Here is a 19,977-nt window from a genome sequence, read left to right as displayed (position 1 = left end):
CAGCGTTTGCCCCAAGCGGGTGCCCTGACTTTCCCCAGACATGAAAAAGGCAGGCGAGCCTCAACTCGCCTGCCTTTCATGAATGCTGCAGCGCTGCCTAGCTCTGCATGTCTTCCAGTTCCTTGCCCTTGGTTTCGCGAACGGCCCAGACGACGAAGCCGATCGAGATGAACGCAAATATGGCGTAGATACCGTAGGCGCCTGTCAGGCCGATGGCCGCGCTTCCCAGCATCATCGGGAAGGTCCAGGTGATCAGGAAGTTCGCCACCCACTGGAAGAAGCCCGCAACCGCAAGGCCGGAACCACGGATCTGGTTGGGGAACATCTCACCCAGCGACACCCACATGACGGGGCCCCACGAGCCATTGAAGAAGGCCACATAGGCATTTGCCGCCAGAAGCGCGATCAGGCCGATACTGCCGGGCAAGCTGACCTGGCCATCCACCAGCCGCGCCTGCGAGAAGCAGAAGACGAGCACGGAAAGCGAAACAGCCATGCCTATCGAGCCGACGAAAAGCAACGGCTTGCGCCCGATACGGTCGATCAGGGCGAGGGCTACGATGACGGCCAGAATAGAGACGGCGCCGGAGATCACGTTGATCAGAAGCGCGTCGCCTTCCGAGAAGCCGACAGCCTGCCAGAGCACAGCGCCATAATAGAAGACGACGTTGATACCGACCAGTTGCTGGAAGGTGGCTAGACCGATACCGATCCACACGATGGGCCGCAGGAATGTGCCCTTTGCCAGCACGTCAGACATGCGCGGCTTGTGATCATCAACCGCGAGCGACCGCTCGATCTCGCTGACTTTCTGCGGCGCGCGGCGAGCACCGCCGATACGCGCGAGTACGCTCTCGGCCTTTTCCGAACTACCTTTGACCACGAGGAATCGTGGGCTTTCCGGGATGAACAGAAGCGCAACAAGGAAGAAGGTCGCCGGCAGGAGTTCGACCCAGAACATCCAGCGCCAGGCTTCAAAACCGAAAAGCCATTCGTTGAGGGACGACCCGGCCGAACCGGCGATCAGGTAGTTGCTGAGGAACGCCACGAAGAGGCCACTGATGATGGCAACCTGCTGGATGGATGAGAGACGCCCGCGAAACCGAGCCGGCGCGATCTCTGAAATATAGGCCGGCGACATAACACTCGCGGCGCCCACCGCAAGACCGCCAATGATACGGAAGATTACGAATTCGAACGAGCTGTGTGCAAAGCCTGACCCCCAGGCGCTGACGATGAAGAAGATCGATGCGACGATCATCATGGTACGGCGCCCGAACGTGTCAGACAGGCGCCCCGCGAGGGCGGCGCCCGCAGCGCAGCCGAGCAGCATGGAGGCCACATTGAAACCCGTGCCGACCTCTTCTGAATTGAAGGCGGAGCGTAGGCCATCGACGGTGCCGTTGATGACACCGCTGTCAAATCCGAACAGGAAGCCCCCGATCGTTGCCACGCAACTGATCAGCAGTACAAATGCGAAGTCACCTTCGAATTTTCCCGGTGTGATTGTCGTATCAGTCATTTTGCCTCCCTTGGCATTCCGCGGAATCAAGTCCGTCTTATCGTCTTGATGAATCAAAACCCCATAATGTTAGGGCTACCATTATCAACGCTAACTCAGCCTGCGCAATCCGCAAAGCGATTTAAAAAAAGCCGTGGTCTGTCGTGTTTGCGACGGCATGAACACGCCAAAGCTCTATCGGAGTTTCCCTCTCCCGACGAGTAGAGTGCCCTCGAACTGCCATTTTGTCATCTGAACTCAAGAAAAAATGCCGGCCCATCTTGTCGGGCGCGACCTCTGATGTTAGCGGTATCATATAATAATAAAAATCACCTGTCCGCACAGACGGACGGCCAGAGGGAACGGTATTCGTGTATTTGGGAATTGATATCGGCACATCGAGCGTGAAGGCGCTCCTGCTTGACGATGCAGGAAACGTTGTCGGCACAAGCAGCGCCGAAATACCGATATCGCGCCCCCGTCCCCTTTGGTCAGAGCAGAAGCCATCCGACTGGTGGACGGCGACCAACATGGCCGTCGCCGGACTTGATGTGAACAAGCGACACAAGGTGCGTGCAGTTGGCCTCTCCGGTCAGATGCATGGCGCGACGCTGCTCGACAAGTCGCTGACGCCACTCAGGCCGGCTATTTTGTGGAATGACGGCCGAAGCATTCTTGAGAGTGCTGAACTGCAATCGCGCGAGCCTGACTTCGTTACCAAGGGCGGCAACATCGTCATGCCCGGCTTCACGGCGCCGAAGCTCGAATGGGTTCGTCAACACGAACCGGATGTCTTTGCCAAAATACATAAAGTTCTGCTGCCCAAGGATTATGTCCGTCTGCGCATGACGGGTGAAATTGCATCCGACATGTCTGACTCAGCCGGTACGCTGTGGATGGATGTCGCGAAACGTCGCTGGCATGCCCCCTTGCTCGCGGCCTGCGGACTGTCGGAAGACCAGATGCCGACGCTGTATGAAGGCCCTGAAGAAACCGGCATCCTTCGACAGGAGGCCGCTGAAGCCTGGGGCATGGACCGCGTGCCTGTCGTGGCAGGGGGCGGTGACAATGCGGCGGGCGCAGTCGGCGTCGGCGTAGTGGACGAAGGCGATGCCTTGCTCTCCCTCGGAACGTCGGGAGTGATCTTCGTCGCCGGCAACAAGTTTCGTTCAAACCCCGGCTCTGCGGCACATGCCTTTTGTCATGCCCTGCCCGATCGCTGGCATCTTATGTCGGTCATGTTGAGCGCCGCCAGCTGTCTCGATTGGGCATGCCGCGCCACAGGCACAAAGAACGCTGAAATACTCATCGAAAAGGCCGAACAGGACGGCACGATCGCCGGACAGGAGGTTTTCCTCCCCTACCTGTCAGGTGAACGTACCCCGCATAACAATCCTTATGCGAGCGGCGTCCTGTTCGGTCTCACGCATGACACTGGCGCAGCCCAGATCGCCCAGGCTGTGCTCGAGGGTGTGGCTTTCGGGATGGCCGATGGCCTGGACGCGTTGCTGGCATGTGGAATCGATATCAAGTCCATCTCCGTCATCGGCGGCGGCTCGCAATCGGTCTATTGGGGACGCATTCTCGCAGCGGTCCTGAAGCGGCCTCTGTTCTACCGCGACGGCGCGTCCAGCGGGCCTGCACTCGGCGCAGCCCGGCTGGCCCGGTATTCCCAAAACCCGATGTCCTACGAGGATGCGTTCGGCGCCCCTGCGACGACCAACGTCATCGAACCACACGACGCCGACATGGATCGGCTCGAAACCAAGCGCAAAAAATTTACGCGCCTTTATGGGGCGCTCTCAGATGAATTTACAGGAGCTTCGAATGGCTGACACAGATAGAATGACGCTTAAGGATCCGGTCTTCGGTGACATCGCCCCAATCAAGTTTGAGGGCCCCGACAGCGAGAACACGCTCGCTTATCGCTACTATAATAAAGACCAGATGGTGCTTGGGAAGCGTATGGAAGACCACCTGCGTATGGCAGTGTGCTATTGGCACACCTTCTGCTGGGATGGCTTCGACATTTTCGGCGCAGGCACGTTTGATCGCCCATGGCAGAACTCCGCCAATGACCGGAGCGCTGCTGACGCGAAGATGGCAGCGGCTTTTGAATTCTTCACGAAACTGGGGCTTCCCTATTACTGCTTCCATGATGTGGACGTGACCGAAGCCTCCGCTACGCCGGACGAACTCTCGAGCAATTTCAAGCGCGCAAGCGACCGACTTGGCACTTACCAGGAAGAGACCGGCGTCAAACTGCTCTGGGGCACCGCGAACCTTTTCAGCCACCCGCGCTACGCCGCTGGTGGCCTGACCAATCCTGATCCGGAAGTGGCGGCCTGCGCCGTGCGCCAGATACGTGATTGCCTTGAGGCGACGCATCGTCTGGGCGGCGAGAATTATGTCCTCTGGGGTGGCCGTGAAGGCTATGACACGCTTCTGAATACAGACCTGACGCGCGAGCTTGAGAATTTCGGTCGCTTCCTGTCGATGGTTGTCGAGCACAAGCACAAGATCGGCTTCAAGGGTAAAATCCTGATCGAACCCAAGCCGCACGAGCCGATGTACCATCAGTACGACTTCGATACGGCCACGATTTACGGTTTCCTTTCGCGGTTTGGCCTGCTCGGCGAAGTACACGTCAACATCGAGCCGAACCACGCGACGCTGTCTGGCCACAGCTTCGCGCATGAAGTTGCCACGGCTGTTTCGCTCGACATGATGGGCTCTATCGATATCAACTCTGGCAACTACCAGAATGGATGGGATACGGACCAGTTCAACCTGGACGTTCGTGACATCACACTGGCGCTGGTGGAGCTCCTCCCATCGGGCGGACTCGACACAGGCGGCTTCAACTTTGATGCCAAGGTGCGACGCCAAAGCAACGATCTTGCCGATCTGTTCCACGGCCATATCGGTGGCGCAGATGCCCTCGCCCGGGCGCTGCTGGCTGCAGCGGACCTGATCGAGCGTGGCGAAATCAACGATCTGAAAGAGAAGCGCTACAGCGGCTGGAATGGGTCACTCGGCAAGAAGATGCTCGCCGAAGGCGCTTCGCTGGCCTCCATTGCGGATCAGGCCGCCTCCGATAGCCTTAACGGGAAGCATAGCTCGGGTCGGCAAGAGTACCTTGAAAACCTTGTCGCCCGCAGCATCAAATAGGGTCTACCCATGCAATTTTTTGTCGATACAGCTGACCTTGATGCCATCGCGGAACTCAACGCGCTTGGTCTCGTGGATGGCGTAACTACCAATCCCAGCCTCATCAAGAAATCAGGCCGGGACTTCAAGGAAACGATTGCCGAGATTTGTGGCATCGTATCCGGGCCCGTCAGCGCAGAGGTTATTGCAGTTGATGCGGAAGGAATGTTGCAGCAGGGCCGCAAGCTCGCGGCGATCGCGCATAATGTGGTTGTCAAACTGCCATTGACCCTGGCCGGATTGCAGGTGTGCAAGACGCTGTCCGATGAGGGCACGCAAACCAATGTGACGCTCTGCTTTTCAGCGAACCAGGCTCTTCTCGCGGCCAAGGCTGGCGCAACCTATATCTCTCCTTTCATCGGGCGGCTCGACGACATCCATGTCGATGGACTGGACCTTATTCGGGAAATCCGCACGATCTATGACAACTACATGTTCGACACGCAGATACTTGCCGCGTCGATCCGTGGTCCACTCCATGTAAAGGAATGCGCCTTGATTGGCGCGGATGTGATGACGGCGCCGCCGAATGTCATCAGCGCGCTGGCCGATCATGTGCTGACGGCAAAAGGTCTGGAAACATTTCTGGCCGACGCCAAAACGGCCGGGATCACGATCTAGAAAAATCGACACCCTCTGCCTGAAAGAACGGAGAGAGCACGATATGACCGTCAGATCCCGGATTATTGGCGTTTTGTTGGGCTCTGCGGCGATCTTGCCCTGGCTGCATCAACCGGCATTTTCCGAACCAGTGCTCAGCGGGCCTGTGATGAATTCGGCTGTCGTCCAGCGTGAGAGGGTCATTCCACTGCATGGATCTGCGGCAGCAGGCTCGCAAGTCTCTATCGAGATCGCGGGCGTGAGCCTATCGACCCGGGCAGATCAGAGTGGCGCGTGGCAGGCCGAGTTGCCAGAGATGGCGGCCGGTGGACCCTATAAATTGTCGATTCGGGACTCTTCAGGCACTTCCACGTACGAAAACATACTCGTTGGCGACGTCATCCTGTGCTCGGGCCAGTCGAACATGGAATTCCCGGTTTACAGGACGCTCAATCCAGACCGCGTGATTGCCGAAGCAAACAACCCAAACCTACGGCTGATGACAATTCCGCAGGTCACGAGCATCACACCTCTCGAGATGCTGCCGGAAGGCGCGATTTGGGAGAATACAACGCCGGAGACCGTCAGGGATTTTTCGGCTGTTTGCTATCTTTCAGGCGCGGATTTGCAGGAGCATCGCGGAGTCCCGGTCGGCCTGATTGATGCCTCCTGGGGTGGCTCGCAGATTGAGTCTTGGCTCTCGGCGGCCGATCTCGAAAAGATCGGCGGATTTTCTGCGCAACTCCACCAACTGTCTCTCTACGCCCGCGACAAGCACGCAGCGATGATGGCTTATGGCGAAGAATGGGAACGCTGGTGGCGGGCCGCTTATGAGGACGGCGCGACATGGACTGATTCCGGCGAAGGCGCGGGATGGAAACCTGCGCCAGCCGAAATGGCCGACTGGCAGACCTATGAAGACCGGGACATGAAGGGTCATCTTGGCCGCGTCTGGTTCTCCAAGTCTTTCACACTTTCAAAAACACAGGCGCGCAAGGCCGGTGCCTTGTCCCTTGGCCTGTTCGACGATACGGATGCGACCTGGATCAATGGCCGCTTCCTCGGTTCGACCTCCAGCTGGACGGACAACAGAACCTATGAAGTGCCCGCCTCTTTCCTGAAGGCCGGGAAGAACACCATCATCGTCAATGTGCGCAACACCTACGGGCCAGGCGGAATGATGGGGCCGGCTGATGTGGTCAGCCTGCAACTGGACTCTGGAGAGACCCTCCCGCTTGGCACGGACTGGTCATACAAAGTCATCAGCGAGGATAAAGCCGGCGGACCGCAGCCGCCGTGGGAATCGGTGAGCGGGCACACGACGATCCACAATGCCATGACCGCGCCGCTCGCTGGCTACCCGATGGGCGGAGCGATCTGGTATCAAGGGGAAAGCAATACGGACCGGGGCGGACAATACCAGGCCCTACTCACGCAATTGATCGCCCGCTGGCGGCAAGACTTTGGCGCGGAACTGCCTGTCGTAGTCGTGCAGTTGCCAGGCTATGGAGCACTGCCTGACAAGGCAGGACCGTCGGGTTGGTCTGATGTGCGGGAAGCAGAGCGCAGGGTCGCACTCAAGGATTCCCTCACCGGCTTGGCCGTAACGATTGATGCCGGCGACAGGACGGATATTCACCCCCCGAACAAGCAGCTCGTGGCGGAGCGGGTGACCGATGTATTCAATGTGCTCGATGGAAGCGAAAACGGATTTGCAGACGGCATTGCGCCGTCTATCGCGACGCGGCGCCAAGGGACGATCACGATGGAGATGCCAACAGACGGTTTCAAGATTATCGGATCTGACAGGCCAATAGCATTTCAGACTTGCGATACATCCGGCAGTTGCAAATGGGCCGAGGCAAAGCTGAATGGCAAGACAATCACGATCAACATTCCTGCCAACATGGAGCCTGTGGAGGTTCGCTACTGCTGGGGTGATGCGCCTCTATGCAACCTGTTCTCGGCTAAGGATGTGCCAGTCGCGCCCTTTAGCCTCGCGGTGGATTGAGCATGGTGTCTCCCGCCCCATTGGGGAGCGGGAGTGCCCCATATGCCCCGCATTATTCCCGTGCGAAGTTGACCTCGGTTGAGACTGCGCCATCTTCAGTCATATAGCCTGGCTGCCCGCCACCAACGGAAAGTGTTGCTGACATACCAGCCGGTGCGATCAGTTTTCCGGCATCGTCAAAATAACCAAGCCGCTCAGGCGACAGGTCAAATGTAACGCGCTGGCTCTCACCTGGGGCCAGATCAACCACATCAAAAGCAACGAGTTCTACACGCGGCGTGGAAGCGTTAGGACGACTGTTGAGCTGGATGTAGGCCTGCACAACTTCGCGCCCTGCACGGTCTCCTGTATTCGTCACCATGACAGAGACAGGCATTGCATCACCGCCATCAGGATTTTCAGGCACTGAGATGTCGGAATACTTGAACGTTGTGTAGCTCAAGCCGTAACCGAACGGATAGAGCGGTTCGCCCTCGTAATACTTATAGGTCCGGTTCTTCATCGAGTAATCGTCAAAGGCAGGCATACCTTCGAGCGATTTGTAGAAGGTGACAGGCAAGCGGCCAGAAGGACTGTATTCGCCCCAGAGAAGGTCAGCGATCGCCACGCCTGCCTTTTCGCCAGGATAGAAGGCCTGGACAATCGCCGGCAGATTCTCGTCTTCCCAGTTGAGTGCCATAGCGCTACCGGAGAAGTTGACCAGAACGACTGGCTTGCTGGTAGCGTGGAGCTTTTTCAGCAGGTCTTCCTGGACCTGAGGCAATTTGAGATCAGTCCGGTCTCCACCGAGAAAACCATCAATCTTGACGCTCATCTCCTCGCCCTCAAGATCGGCATCAATCCCGCCGAAGAACAACACTACATCGGCGTCCTTGGCAGCCTCTAGCGCCTCCCCGGCCCAGTCACGGGATGTATTCACCCATGAAAGCTTTGCTGTGGGTTCGATCGTGTTGACCGGCCAGTCCCGCACCGCGTTCAGCGTATATTCGACCGGGTAGGCCTCGCCAGCCTTCATCTCGATTGGACCATCCGTGATATTCTTGCCGTCAACCGTAGCCTCGGACATTCTCGGGACCCCAAAGCTGTAGGCACCATCGGTTTCCGGAACGATGAAGCCCGTCCAGACAATCACAAATTCGTCGGCCACCTCGCCGTTGATAGGCGAGGTTTTCCAGTGGTGGTCGATCTGCGCGTCGACTGTCACCGACACCGGATCGCCCTCACCCGTACGGTTGTGCCAACTCGTCATCGTCAGGCCGGGCTGCAGATCTCCGTTCTCGTCGAGGTGCTTGAAAACGCCCGCCTCGACCGGCTTCCTGTTGCCGAATACGTTGCCAGCCAGCGCGGAGCCGGGCGCATAGACGACATTCCCGGCGCCAGCCTTGGCGATCACGCCCTCAAGGGCCGTGACAGGTGCGGTCGGATAACCGAAATAGTTCGCGACCAATGTCAGCTCATTATCGGCGTTCGGGCCGATCACGGCGACCTTTGTGCCCTCTTTGAGCGGAAGAATTCCATCATTTTTAAGGAGCACGAGCGAATCACGCGCCGCTTCCGCTGATAAGGACAGGTTCTTCTCGCTCGCAACGACGCTGAAGGGAATCTCGGAATACGGAACTTCCTTGTCGAACTCGCCGAGGCGGAATCGCGCTGTGAAGAGCCGCGTGACGGCCTTGTCGATTGTTGCCTCATCAATCAGGCCAAGCGCGACGGCTTCCGGAAGCGCATCCATCTTGTTGCCTTCGCCGTCGCCGCAATTCAGGTCGGTGCCCATTTTGACTGACAGCGCTGCGGCTTCAGCTCGTGTGGCGACATAGTTGTGCGCGTAATCATAATAGAAGTCGCCGATCGCGCCACAATCGGACACGACATATCCATCGAAACCCAGTTCTCCGCGGAGGATGTCGACCATCAGCTCCTCGCTGCCGCAGGCTGGTGCGCCGCGGAAGGCGTTGTAGGCGCACATGACAGAGGCAACCTGGGTGTTATCGAATGCAGCCTTAAACGCGCCGAGATAGGTTTCGTGGAGGTCCGCTTCGGTCGGATTATAGTCGTCAGAGTGGCGGGTCGTTTCGGGACCAGAGTGGACGGCGAAATGTTTCACGGTTGCAACGGCTTTCAGGTATTTCTTGTCGTCACCCTGAATGCCATTGACGAAATTCGTCGCCATCCTACCGGTGAGGAATGGATCCTCTCCATAAGTCTCCTGCCCGCGTCCCCAGCGCGGATCGCGGAAAATGTTTATGTTTGGCGACCAGAAGGTCAGGTCCGTATACATCTCGTATACGCCTTGCCTGGCGAAATTATTATGCTTGGCGCGGCCTTCATCCGAGATCGCAGTCGCAACATTGAGCATGAGATCTTCATCCCATGTCGCCGCAAGGCCTATCGCTTGCGGGAAAACAGTCGCTTCGCCTGCACGCGCAACTCCATGCAGCGCCTCGTTCCACCAATTGTGTTTGCGAATGCCAAGACGCTCGATCGGCGTTGCCTTGTCATACATTTGCTCAGATTTTTCCTTGAGAGTCAGTCGACCCACGAGGTCGGCAGCACGTGCTTCGGCGCTTAGGGACGGATCCTGAAAAGGATACTCATAAACGGGTGCTGTAGGCGTGCTATCGCTGAGCTCTGTCGTTACATCATCAGCATTTACAGCTTGCTCAGATATGCCTGCGCATGCGGCGACTCCTGCAATCAGAGCAGCGATTGCTACCGTTTCCCGAAACCGAATAGTCTTTGATCTGACTGATGTGCGCATGTGTACTCCTCCGCATATGGGAGATGTCGCATCGTGCGCATCTCCACTTGTCTGGCCATCTTTGTTGCACGCTAACATAGCGTTCGCCAAGTCTTTTCAAGACCCAAAGCGGCTTCAACAAAATGCAAATCCCGCAACGCTTGGTTTTCGCCCTTAGCGCGAGGTGTTGCCAATACGACACACTTTTTGGACTTCGCTAAGATTTTCGTTACGGCCTATTGATAGCGCAAACATTTCGTGGTCGCATCAACTCAGGCATGAAGACCGGCGTTTCGGGCCATGACCCAATTAAACAAGTTCGGCGCATCGTGGGATGACGTCGACGCTCAGAGGGAGGAAGTCTATGACCTTTACCAAGGAACAAGTCGTGGTGCGCGATAAGCGCACCCCCAAGTGGACCGCCCTGCTCTGCGGCGTTTCCGCTGTGTCGCTCATCAGCGCCATGCCGGCATCGGCGCAGGAAGCAGTAGAGGAAGAGTCCCGCCAGGAAGTTGTGGTGGTTCAAGGTATTCGCGGCTCTCTTGAGCGCGCGATGGATCTCAAGCGTGAATCCAATGGCGTTCTCGACGCCATTTCGGCCGAAGACATCGGCAAGTTCCCTGACACCAACCTCGCTGAATCGCTTCAGCGTATCACCGGTGTGTCGATCGACCGCTCGAACGGTGAGGGCTCCAAGATAACGGTCCGCGGCTTCGGTCCGGACTTCAACCTCGTAACGCTGAATGGTCGCACGCTGCCCACGGCCGACATCGGCGTGATCGGCGAGCGCGGCAACTATGGTGCCGGCGGCGACCGCTCGTTCGACTTCTCCAATCTTGCCTCCGAAGGCGTGAGCGCTCTGGAAGTCTACAAGACCGGCCAGGCCATCCTGCCATCGGGCGGTATCGGCGCAACGATCAATATCCGGACACGTCGTCCGCTTGACACACCAGGCTTCCAGGCATCCGCCGGCGTCAAGGTGCTGAATGACACAAGCAACGAAAACGGCGACGATTACACGCCTGAACTGACAGGCCTCGCGAGCTGGACCGATAATAGCGAACGCTTTGGCGTGGGTGTTTTCGGATCCTATTCGAAACGCGATTCCGGCGCGCCTACACAGCAGGTCAATGACTGGCTCGTGTTCGACCCCGCTGTAGACGGAGAGTTCGGAGACAGCAGCTATGTGCGTGGCGACGGGTCTACAGTCGTCACCAACGCGCCAAAAGATGGCCAGCTCTATGCTATCCCTCAGGACAGCCGGTATGATTTCTCGGATATCTCGCGGGAGCGGATCAATGGTCAATTGGTCCTTCAATTCCGCCCGATGGACAACCTGACCCTGACAGGCGACGTCACCTACGCCCAGAACAAATCGGAAGAAGACCGGTTTGAGCAGACCAACTGGTTTGCGACACCTTTCGACCAGATCACCTTCGACAATGATGGCCCTGTGGCAACGGCTGTTTTCCTCCAGGAAAACAATAACGGCACGAAGGATATTGGTTTCGAACAAACCAATCGCGCAACGAAGGACGAATTGAAATCGTTTGGCTTCAATGCGGAATGGGAATTCAATGACCGCGCCCGTTTCATACTCGACGCGCACAGTTCAGAGTCGACTTCAGGCGGTGACAACCCGCTCGGTCATTCTGCGACATTCGTGGCGATTGGCGCACCCGTGAACCTGCAACACTCGGTGGATTTCCAGGGCGGATATCCGATCCAGTCGTACACGATCGACGACAGCGCAGCCGGCAACAACAATGGCATCCTGGACGTAGGTGACCTTGCCTCGCAGGTCGCCCGCTCAGCCGCCTCAAACATGAAGCACGAAGTTGATGAAATCGACATGCGCTTCGTCTGGGACTTTGATTCCAGCAGTCTGACCGTCGGCGGCAACTACCGCGATACGGAAATGAACCGCAGCACCCGCACGACCCAACAGGATCTCGGAAGCTGGGGCTTCAGCAATCCGCGGGATGTCGAGCAATTCGCTCCTGGCATCATGTCGGCCTATTGCCTGAGCTGCGTCTTTGACGACCTTCCAGTCGGCAAGGCGGATACGGCCTTCAAAGGAAGCGCAACGGATCTCTTTACAGCCCTTTCTGCGGCATACCCTGGCAATGCTCCGAACATCACGGAAACTGCGGACCAGGTGACGGAAGAAATTACTTCACTTTTCGCCCAGTTCGATATGGAAGCCGAATTGCTCAACCGCCCTGCGCGCGTGAGCGCAGGCATCCGCTACGAAGATACGAAAGTGAAGTCGACAACACTGCAGTCAATTCCTTCAGGAATTTTGTGGCAGTCTGACAATGACTTCCTCATTCAGCAATCCGGCACACAGCAGGACCTTTCAGGTGAAGGCAGCTATGATCATATTCTGCCTAACGTAGACTTCCAGCTGGATGTCACAGACGATATCGTGGCACGCGCATCCTATTCGAAAACGATCGGTCGCGTAGCTTACAGCAACCTGTTCGCCTCAACCACCGCGAACGCACCAAACCGCCCTTCGGCCCTTGGCGGCCAAGTGACAGGCGACTCGCAGAACCCTGCCCTGCTACCACTGGAATCAGACAACTTCGACGTGTCGCTTGAATGGTACTATGGGGACACGAGCTACGTCTCGATTGGCTATTTCGACAAGCGCGTTAAGAACTTCATCGGTAATGGTGTCGTTGAGCGCAACCTGTTTGGTCTTCGCGATCCTGCATCAGGCCTGTCGGGTACGCGTTCAGGCGATGCTCTGGATGTCATCAACACTCTGGGCGCAGACCAATCCGAGGCCAACCTCTTCACCATGGTTGCCCTGATTGACGCAAACGGCGGTGACGTGGCTGCTGCTCAGGCCGAATTCCAGTCCAACCTGGTTGGTGGTGCCCTGCCGCAAGCCTACGTAGACTCTATTCTCGGGCAGTACGACGTGGTGGCAGATGCGAATGACCCGCTGCTTACTTTTGCAGTGTCCCAGCCGATCAATAACAAGGAAGGCAATATCGACGGCATCGAGTTTGCCTGGCAGCACTTCTTTGGTGAGACCGGCTTTGGCTTCGCGGCCAACTACACGATGGTCAATGGCGACGTGGAACTTGATCCGACGGCCTCTCCATACGAAAATCAGTTCGCGCTGGTTGGTCTCTCTGACTCTGCCAACTTCACGGCGATCTACGAGAAGAATGGGCTGTCGGCACGCCTGGCCTACAACTGGCGGGATACCTTCCTGCAGGCCACCAACCAAGGTGGTGACCGCAGCGGTATTTATGTGGAAGACTTCGGTCAGTTCGATTTGAACGTCAGCTATGACATCAACGAACATGTCGCTGTGTCCTTCGAGGCGATCAACATCACGGGCGAAGACCAGCGGGTTTACCACCGTGTTCCGGAGCAGTTCTACTACTCCTACGAACTGTCTCCGCGCTATCTGATCGGCGCCCGCTACAAGTTCTAGCGGTCGACAGACAGACACTGTTCGGGATAAATTGGAAAAGGCCGCTCATTGCAGCGGCCTTTTTTGCCCGACCGGACCATTCACCAAGAGGCGCAGCATGACCAATATGGCTTTGCTCAACAATATAGAACATCACGACCTGAGAGTTATCTCTGGTCATGGCCCGGAATATGGCGACAGCATCAACCTGACGCCCGTCTTCCCCACCGAGTTCGCCGAAGCCCAGCGAGACTATCCGATATTATTTCGGAAAGGTGAGGACGGCCAATATAGTGCCGTCGCTTTGCTCGGCCTGGACAAGGGCGAAAATCTATTTCTAACAAATGAAGGCTGGCAGGGCCGATATATTCCCGCTATCCATCAACGTGGCCCTTTTGTTATTGGCCGCCAAAATCAGGAAATTGATGGCGAAACCCGGCAAGAGCCTGTGATCTTTGTTGATCTTGAGGACAGCCGCGTGAGCCGTTCTGACGGACATCCGCTGTTTCTCAAGCACGGTGGCAATTCACCCTATCTCCAGCATGTCAGCCATGTGCTTCGCGTCATAAACAAGGGCGCCGAAATTGCCCGTCCCATGTTCGCGGCATTTGAGGCCGCTGACCTCATTGAGCCCGCGTCTCTTGAGATCCGGCTGGATGAGCACACGGTCTATAATGTGCCAGATATCTATTCCATCAACGAACAGAAGCTTGCTGCACTTGAAGGAGCGACCTTGGAGAATTTGCACAAGTCGGGCTTCCTGCGTGCAGCCTACCTGGTTCTGGCCTCCCTGCCAAACGTCAGCCGGCTGATTGCTCTGAAGAATGCGAAACGCGCCCATGATTCCTGATCATTCGTTGAGCCACAGTGACATGTCATGGTCGAGATAGAACGCAAGACGCGCGTACTGGAAGGCACTTCAGCGGACGCTATTCCGTTTGAAAGGCTCATGCGTGAAGAGCGGCCTACAATTCTCAAAGGTGTTGCCAGAGACTGGCCACTCACCCGCAAGGGCATTGAATCGCCTGAGGCCGCCATGGACTATATTTCAGGCTTCTACCAAGGCCGCCCCGTGGTTGGGTATACATGCGCGCCAAGCCTGAATGGCAGATATTTCTATAATGAAGATATCTCCGGCCTGAACTTCCAGCGGGAGCGCGTTCAGCTTGATAAGTTCCTTGACCTGATACGCAGCGAATTCGGTCACCCCGGCGCCCCATCCTATTACATTGGATCGACTGACGCAGACCTTTATTTTCCCGGTTTCCGCAAGGACAATGACCTGATCCTCAATGACCCGATGTTTGACCTAAATCCGCCCATCGTGAGTCTCTGGTTAGGCAATCGCACGACCGCAACAGCCCATTATGACATGTCCAACAATATCGCTTGCTGTATTGTGGGCAAAAGAAGGTTTACGCTTTTTCCGCCAGAGCAGGTCGCCAATCTCTATCCTGGTCCATTGGAGCCTACGCCCGGCGGTCAGGTTGTCAGCATGGTTGATTTTCAGAATCCGGACTTTGAAAAGCATCCACGCTTCAATGGTGCCCTGGAGGCTGCGGAAGTTGCTGAACTAGAGCCGGGTGACGCGCTTTTCTACCCTGCCCTCTGGTGGCACCATGTCGAGGCGCTGAGCGACTTCAACACACTGGTGAACTATTGGTGGAATACATCTCCGGCCTATATCGATACGCCTCAGAACACGCTTCTCCACGGCTTGCTCAGCCTGCGGGACCGACCCGATCAGGAAAAGCGCGCGTGGAAAGCCCTATTCGATTATTATGTATTCGGCCCCGCCGAGCTTCCTGGCGCGCATCTACCTGACCATGCAAAGGGCGACCTCGGCCCCATGGATGAGGCCCGTGCGCGTCGGCTGCGAGCAAAATTGCTTCAACGTCTAAACCGTTGACCAGATCTGACAGGGAGACACATGTGGCCGGGCAGACTGTAAAGAGAGTGGTTATCGCAGGCGGTGGCACAGCAGGCTGGATCGTGGCCGCGGCCCTTTCACGTCAGCTTGGCCCGCTCATCGACATCACGCTTGTGGAGTCAGACGAGATAGGAACCGTAGGCGTTGGTGAAGCGACAATTCCAACGCACCGCATCTTTCATCATCTGCTCGGCGTCGACGAGCGGGCCTTCATGCGCGCCACGAAAGCGACTTTCAAGCTTGGCATCGCCTTCGAAAACTGGGGACAAATAGGCGACCGCTATATCCACTCATTTGGCGTGGTCGGTAAATCGACATGGATGGCTGATTTCCATCACATATGGATGCAGGCGCGCGAGATGGGGCTTGCAAGCGATCTTGGCGACTATTGTTTCGAACTCAAAGCGGCAGAGGCCAACAAGTTCGCGACCTCCGACACATCGCAGATCAATTATGCCTATCATCTCGATGCGAGCCTCTATGCGGGGTTTCTGCGCCAATTTGCGGAGTCCTTTGGCGCTCGCCGCGTCGAGGGCCTGATTGAAGCCGTAGAGCAGAACCCGGAAACAGGTTTCATCACAGAGCTCATACTGAAATCCGGTCAACGTATTGAAGGCGACTTGTTTATCGACTGCACGGGCTTCCGCGCACTTCTGATAGATAAAACTTTGAAGACCGGCTTTACAGATTGGTCTCACTGGCTGCCGACAGATCGCGCCATCGCCGTGCAAACCAAGGCGACAGGACCGGCTTTGCCTTACACGCGCGCAATTGCGCATGACGCCGGCTGGCGTTGGAAAATTCCGCTTCAGCACCGCGTCGGAAATGGTCTCGTGTATTCCAGCGCCCACCTGTCGGATGATGAGGCGCGCTCGCGCCTACTTGCAGAGATAGACGGCGAGCCGCTCACTGACCCCCGCGTCATTCGCTATCGGACCGGCCGCCGCGAAAAAGTATGGGTGAAAAACTGCATATCGATTGGTCTATCCAGCGGCTTCGTAGAACCCTTGGAGTCGACATCGATTCATCTGATCCAGATTTACGCCTCACGTCTGGTACAAATGTTCCCGTTCAGCGGGTTCAGCGACGCACTGGCAACCCGGTTCAATGATCTTGCGCGGATAGAACTTGAGCGGATACGCGACTTCATTGTCCTGCACTACAAACTCACCGAGCGCACAGACAGTGATTTCTGGAAAAGGATGGGGACAATGGATATCCCCGAGTCGCTACAGAACCGGATAGAGCTCTTCCGTGACACCGGACTGGCCTATCAAGAGAAAGCCGAGCTGTTCCAGGTCGACTCCTGGCTGCAGGTCATGATGGGGCAGCGACTGCAACCACAGGGACGCCACCACCTCGGTCGTCTCATGTCAGAAGATCAAATGAAGATGGCCCTTAACGGCCTGCGCACGAACATCGCTAATGCCGTTACGCGTATGCCACTTCACCAGGACTTTCTTGACCAATATATACGCGAACCTGATTTATCCTAAAAATCAGAGGCGCGATCGCAACTGGAGAGGATGGCGACCTCACTCCAGCTGCGACATCATATGCCCGCGCGCCTAGTCTTCCGACCAGACGACCTCGCCGTTCTTGATCACGGTGTCCACCGTGGACACGTTGGAGATATTGGCCAACGGGTCTGCATCAAGGATGGCGATGTCAGCGAGATGGCCGGGCTCGATGGAGCCGATGAAGTCACCCACACCGATTGCAACAGCCGCCTCGCTGGTGGCGGTGCGCAACACCTTTGCCGGTGTCAGCCCGGCTTCGGCATAGATTTCCAGCTCCTTGTGGAGGGAGGCGCCATAAGGAATGAACGGTGAGTCTGTTCCGGCAACGATGCGTCCACCATTATCGACAATACGTTTTAGCGTGGCTTCCATCTTTTCGGTATTGGTCGTGCCATAGCGCGTCATCAGGGCGAGCGTTGGCGTGACGACGAGGCCGGATTCCGAGATCAGGGCGATGACGTCCTGATAGGTGTTGCTGAGTGCCGAAATCTTCAGCGAGTATCCACGCCGGCTGGTGGCGCCAAAATGTTCCATCTGGTCAATACCGTTGGCGACCGCTGGATAAAGCTCATGCGACGAGACAGGGATGCCGCTTTCATGCGCCAGCTCGATCGTGCGATTCTGCACAGTGTAGTTCTGGCGAACGTAGCTCTTGTACATGTTTAGCTTGAGTTCGGTCGACAGGCGCATCGAGTCCGCTGCGCGTTCAACCGTGCCCACTGTTTCCGACACGCCGTAGGAGACGCGAGCGCCCTCGTTCAGCGGCCCTGCCGTGAATACGCGAGGTGCAGGGCGCTTGCCGGAGTCTGATGCCTCGCGGCGCTCAACCGCATGATAGGGATCGTCGCCCGTTTCACGAACGCTGGTGATGCCATGGCTGAACCAGATATCGCCGAGCGGGACGCCCTGGCTCGTGGACTGGTGGGTGTGACTCTCGATCAGGCCGGGGATGACATATTTGTCGGACGCATCGATGAGCGTGCCTTCGACCGGGCTTTCCCCAGCCGGATGAACAGCGGTGATCATACCTTTCTCGACAATGATATCAACATTCTCGACATAGGCATCACCGAGTCCATCGAACATGTGGCCAGCCCGAATCGTGAGGCTTTCGTCCGGCATGTCACGCACCCAGGTGGGCTTTATGTCGAGCGTGCTGGTTTCGCCGCTGGCGCGGTCATACAGCATGATGTCCTTGCCATCGATATAGATCAGCTTGCTGGCATCGGCCGACCATGTCGGGTTTTCACCCGCTTTGGCGACCTCTACCGCTTGACCAAACACACCGTCAGACGTCATCGGCATCATGTAGAGCGCGCCATCGAGCCGGTAGACAACCGTACCGTCGCTGCCCCAGGCAGGCCTGTTCCACTGGCGACGTCCGAGCGATTTGACCTCGCCAACCGGAAGCACCCACGACTTCTCGCCCTCACCGGATGACGGCATCATGTAGAAGGCATTGTATCCCTCGCGGAACCGGTTCGTAACCGGCCGGCGTGCCACCACAATGATAGATTCTCCATCGGCCGACCAAGCGGGCGCACTCGGGCCGAAGATGGGATCGGACAGGACAGTCTCTTCTCCCGTCGTCACATCGATCACGTTGACCGTGCTGCCAAGGAACACGGTTGTGAGGGCGTCGGCGAGATAAGCGATACGCGTTCCATCTGGGGACCAGATCGCGGAGTTCGCAGGCTTGGGATCATCGGTGAGTTGGGTGAGCGCACCGCTGGCGATATCCATCAGCCAGATGTCGGTCTTGCCGCCACGATCCGTCGAGAAGGCCAGCTTGCTGCCGTCCGGCGACCAGCTTGGCGAGAGGTCGACAAACACGTCATCGGTCAGTTGCGTTGTTTCGCCTGTGGCAAGGTCGGCCATCCAGATATCGCCGAGGGCAGCGAACGCGGCCTTGCTGCCGTCCGGCGAGAGGATCGGATCGATGACGCCAAGCGCGGGTTGCGGCGCTTCAGACGCCAAATCGTAGACGCGGCGCTTGTACGGTGTGCGGTCCAGCGAGACGTGCGCTGCGAATGGAATGGAAGTCGTGGATGTGCCATCAATGGAGATCGTGTGGACACCGCCATCAGCGGTGTACAACACGTCGCCGGCTGGCGTGACATTTGGGCGGAACGGGAAGACGTCCGGACCATCGACGAGGCGCGTCACCGGGCTGCCGTCGACCGGCACGCTGGCCAGAAGGCCATTGTCGCCGATGATGCCAGCGACATAGAGGACGTCGCCGGACGGCGCCCAAACGGGGGCGCCGAGCGTATTGGCGGCAAACAAGACCTTGGGGGGCTCGCTGCCGGCCGTATCCCGAATGACGAGTGCATCGCGCTCACCATCAATGACCATGGCGATCTGCGAGCCATCGGGCGAGAGAATCGGATAGACCGCATTGCCGGCGCCGCGGAAATACGGTGTGAGCGGTGTTTGGTAGCCGGTCTCGTCAGCGGAGGTGAGCTCTTTTGTGGCGCCACTTGCGCGATCGATCGACCAGACCTGATAGCCGTCGTCCTGATCGCTGGAATAGAGAATGGACGAGCCGTCAGGCGTGTAGGACGGGTAGCGCGCGTCACTGGCTATATCCGAGAGCTGCGTCAGCTCTGATCCGTCGGGCTTCATGGTCCAGATTGAGAATGTGTTATCGGGGAATGCGTAGAAGGCGATCTCGGACCCGTCTGGCGACCAGACAGGCTCCTGGGCATCGAGCGCAGGCGAGGTGAGCGCTGTGGCGTCACCCCCTTCCGCCGGGATCGACCAGAGGACACCCTGAAGCGCCAGGACGATCGTCTTGCCGTCGGGCGACATGGCGGCGGCCATGTTGGTACCTTCGGTCATCGTCACGTCGATGATGACGCGCGCCTCGGGGGCATCGGCTACAACCGGTTCATCGGGCTTTGACGTATCCAGCTGCGCGGGCGATTGCGTCGTCGTCGCGCACCCCGCAAGAGCAACAGCTGAGATGGCGGAAAGCAGCGATGCTCTGAGAGAGCGAGTGTGGGCCAAGGCAGGACCTCCGGATTATGAAAAAT

Annotated in this window: 11 protein-coding genes; 8 read left to right on the top strand and 3 right to left on the bottom strand. The window is 57.4% G+C overall.

Annotated features, from left to right (window positions below; all coding sequences use genetic code 11):
• Positions 1–97: 97 nt before the first annotated feature.
• Entirely contained in the window at positions 98–1,522 is a 1,425-nt protein-coding gene (locus V7651_RS11965; RefSeq protein WP_051625054.1) for a sugar porter family MFS transporter, read from the bottom strand.
• A 350-nt stretch (positions 1,523–1,872) separates the two neighbouring features.
• Between V7651_RS11965 and xylB the strand changes: the two genes are divergently transcribed.
• From xylB to V7651_RS11945, 4 genes are read left to right on the top strand one after another with little or no spacing between them, the layout of a single operon-like run.
• Positions 1,873–3,336 carry a xylulokinase gene (gene xylB, locus V7651_RS11960; RefSeq protein WP_035541035.1) on the top strand — a complete coding sequence of 488 codons (1,464 nt, stop codon included), beginning with the start codon at positions 1,873–1,875 and terminating at the stop codon, positions 3,334–3,336.
• Positions 3,329–4,672 (top strand): xylose isomerase, encoded by a 1,344-nt coding sequence (gene xylA, locus V7651_RS11955; protein WP_418887243.1) that lies wholly within the window; start codon positions 3,329–3,331, stop codon positions 4,670–4,672. Before xylB ends, xylA begins: the two co-directional genes overlap by 8 nt.
• Positions 4,673–4,681: 9 nt before the next feature.
• A complete protein-coding gene (fsa, locus tag V7651_RS11950) occupies positions 4,682–5,332 on the top strand; it encodes a fructose-6-phosphate aldolase (protein WP_035541033.1) in 651 nt (216 codons plus the stop codon).
• 43 nt (positions 5,333–5,375) lie between these two features.
• Entirely contained in the window at positions 5,376–7,322 is a 1,947-nt protein-coding gene (locus tag V7651_RS11945; protein WP_035541031.1) for a sialate O-acetylesterase, read from the top strand.
• Positions 7,323–7,374: 52 nt separating this feature from the next.
• Here V7651_RS11945 and V7651_RS11940 read toward each other — a convergent pair whose 3' ends face one another.
• The gene (locus V7651_RS11940) at positions 7,375–10,080 is read right to left on the bottom strand and encodes a glycoside hydrolase family 3 C-terminal domain-containing protein (RefSeq protein ID WP_051625051.1); all 2,706 of its coding nucleotides are present in this window, start codon (positions 10,078–10,080) and stop codon (positions 7,375–7,377) included.
• A 343-nt stretch (positions 10,081–10,423) separates the two neighbouring features.
• Here V7651_RS11940 and V7651_RS11935 point away from each other — a divergent pair, with 343 nt between their 5' ends.
• The 4 genes from V7651_RS11935 (at position 10,424) to V7651_RS11920 (ending at position 16,918) form a co-directional block, all read left to right on the top strand.
• Positions 10,424–13,513, top strand: coding sequence for a TonB-dependent receptor (locus V7651_RS11935; protein WP_335613338.1), 3,090 nt, complete (start codon positions 10,424–10,426; stop codon positions 13,511–13,513).
• 97 nt (positions 13,514–13,610) lie between these two features.
• A complete protein-coding gene (locus V7651_RS11930) occupies positions 13,611–14,342 on the top strand; it encodes a SapC family protein (RefSeq protein ID WP_335613337.1) in 732 nt (243 codons plus the stop codon).
• A 27-nt stretch (positions 14,343–14,369) separates the two neighbouring features.
• Positions 14,370–15,401 carry a cupin-like domain-containing protein gene (locus tag V7651_RS11925; RefSeq protein WP_335613336.1) on the top strand — a complete coding sequence of 344 codons (1,032 nt, stop codon included), beginning with the start codon at positions 14,370–14,372 and terminating at the stop codon, positions 15,399–15,401.
• A 23-nt stretch (positions 15,402–15,424) separates the two neighbouring features.
• The gene (locus tag V7651_RS11920; RefSeq protein ID WP_335613335.1) at positions 15,425–16,918 is read left to right on the top strand and encodes a tryptophan halogenase family protein; all 1,494 of its coding nucleotides are present in this window, start codon (positions 15,425–15,427) and stop codon (positions 16,916–16,918) included.
• A 72-nt stretch (positions 16,919–16,990) separates the two neighbouring features.
• Here the strand turns inward: V7651_RS11920 and V7651_RS11915 are convergent, their stop codons facing one another.
• The gene (locus V7651_RS11915; RefSeq protein WP_335613334.1) at positions 16,991–19,951 is read right to left on the bottom strand and encodes an amidohydrolase family protein; all 2,961 of its coding nucleotides are present in this window, start codon (positions 19,949–19,951) and stop codon (positions 16,991–16,993) included.
• Positions 19,952–19,977: the final 26 nt, after the last annotated feature.

The organism is Hyphomonas oceanitis (assembly GCF_036964545.1).
Taxonomy (GTDB): domain Bacteria; phylum Pseudomonadota; class Alphaproteobacteria; order Caulobacterales; family Hyphomonadaceae; genus Hyphomonas; species Hyphomonas oceanitis.
This window is presented reverse-complemented; position numbering and strand designations above follow the sequence as displayed.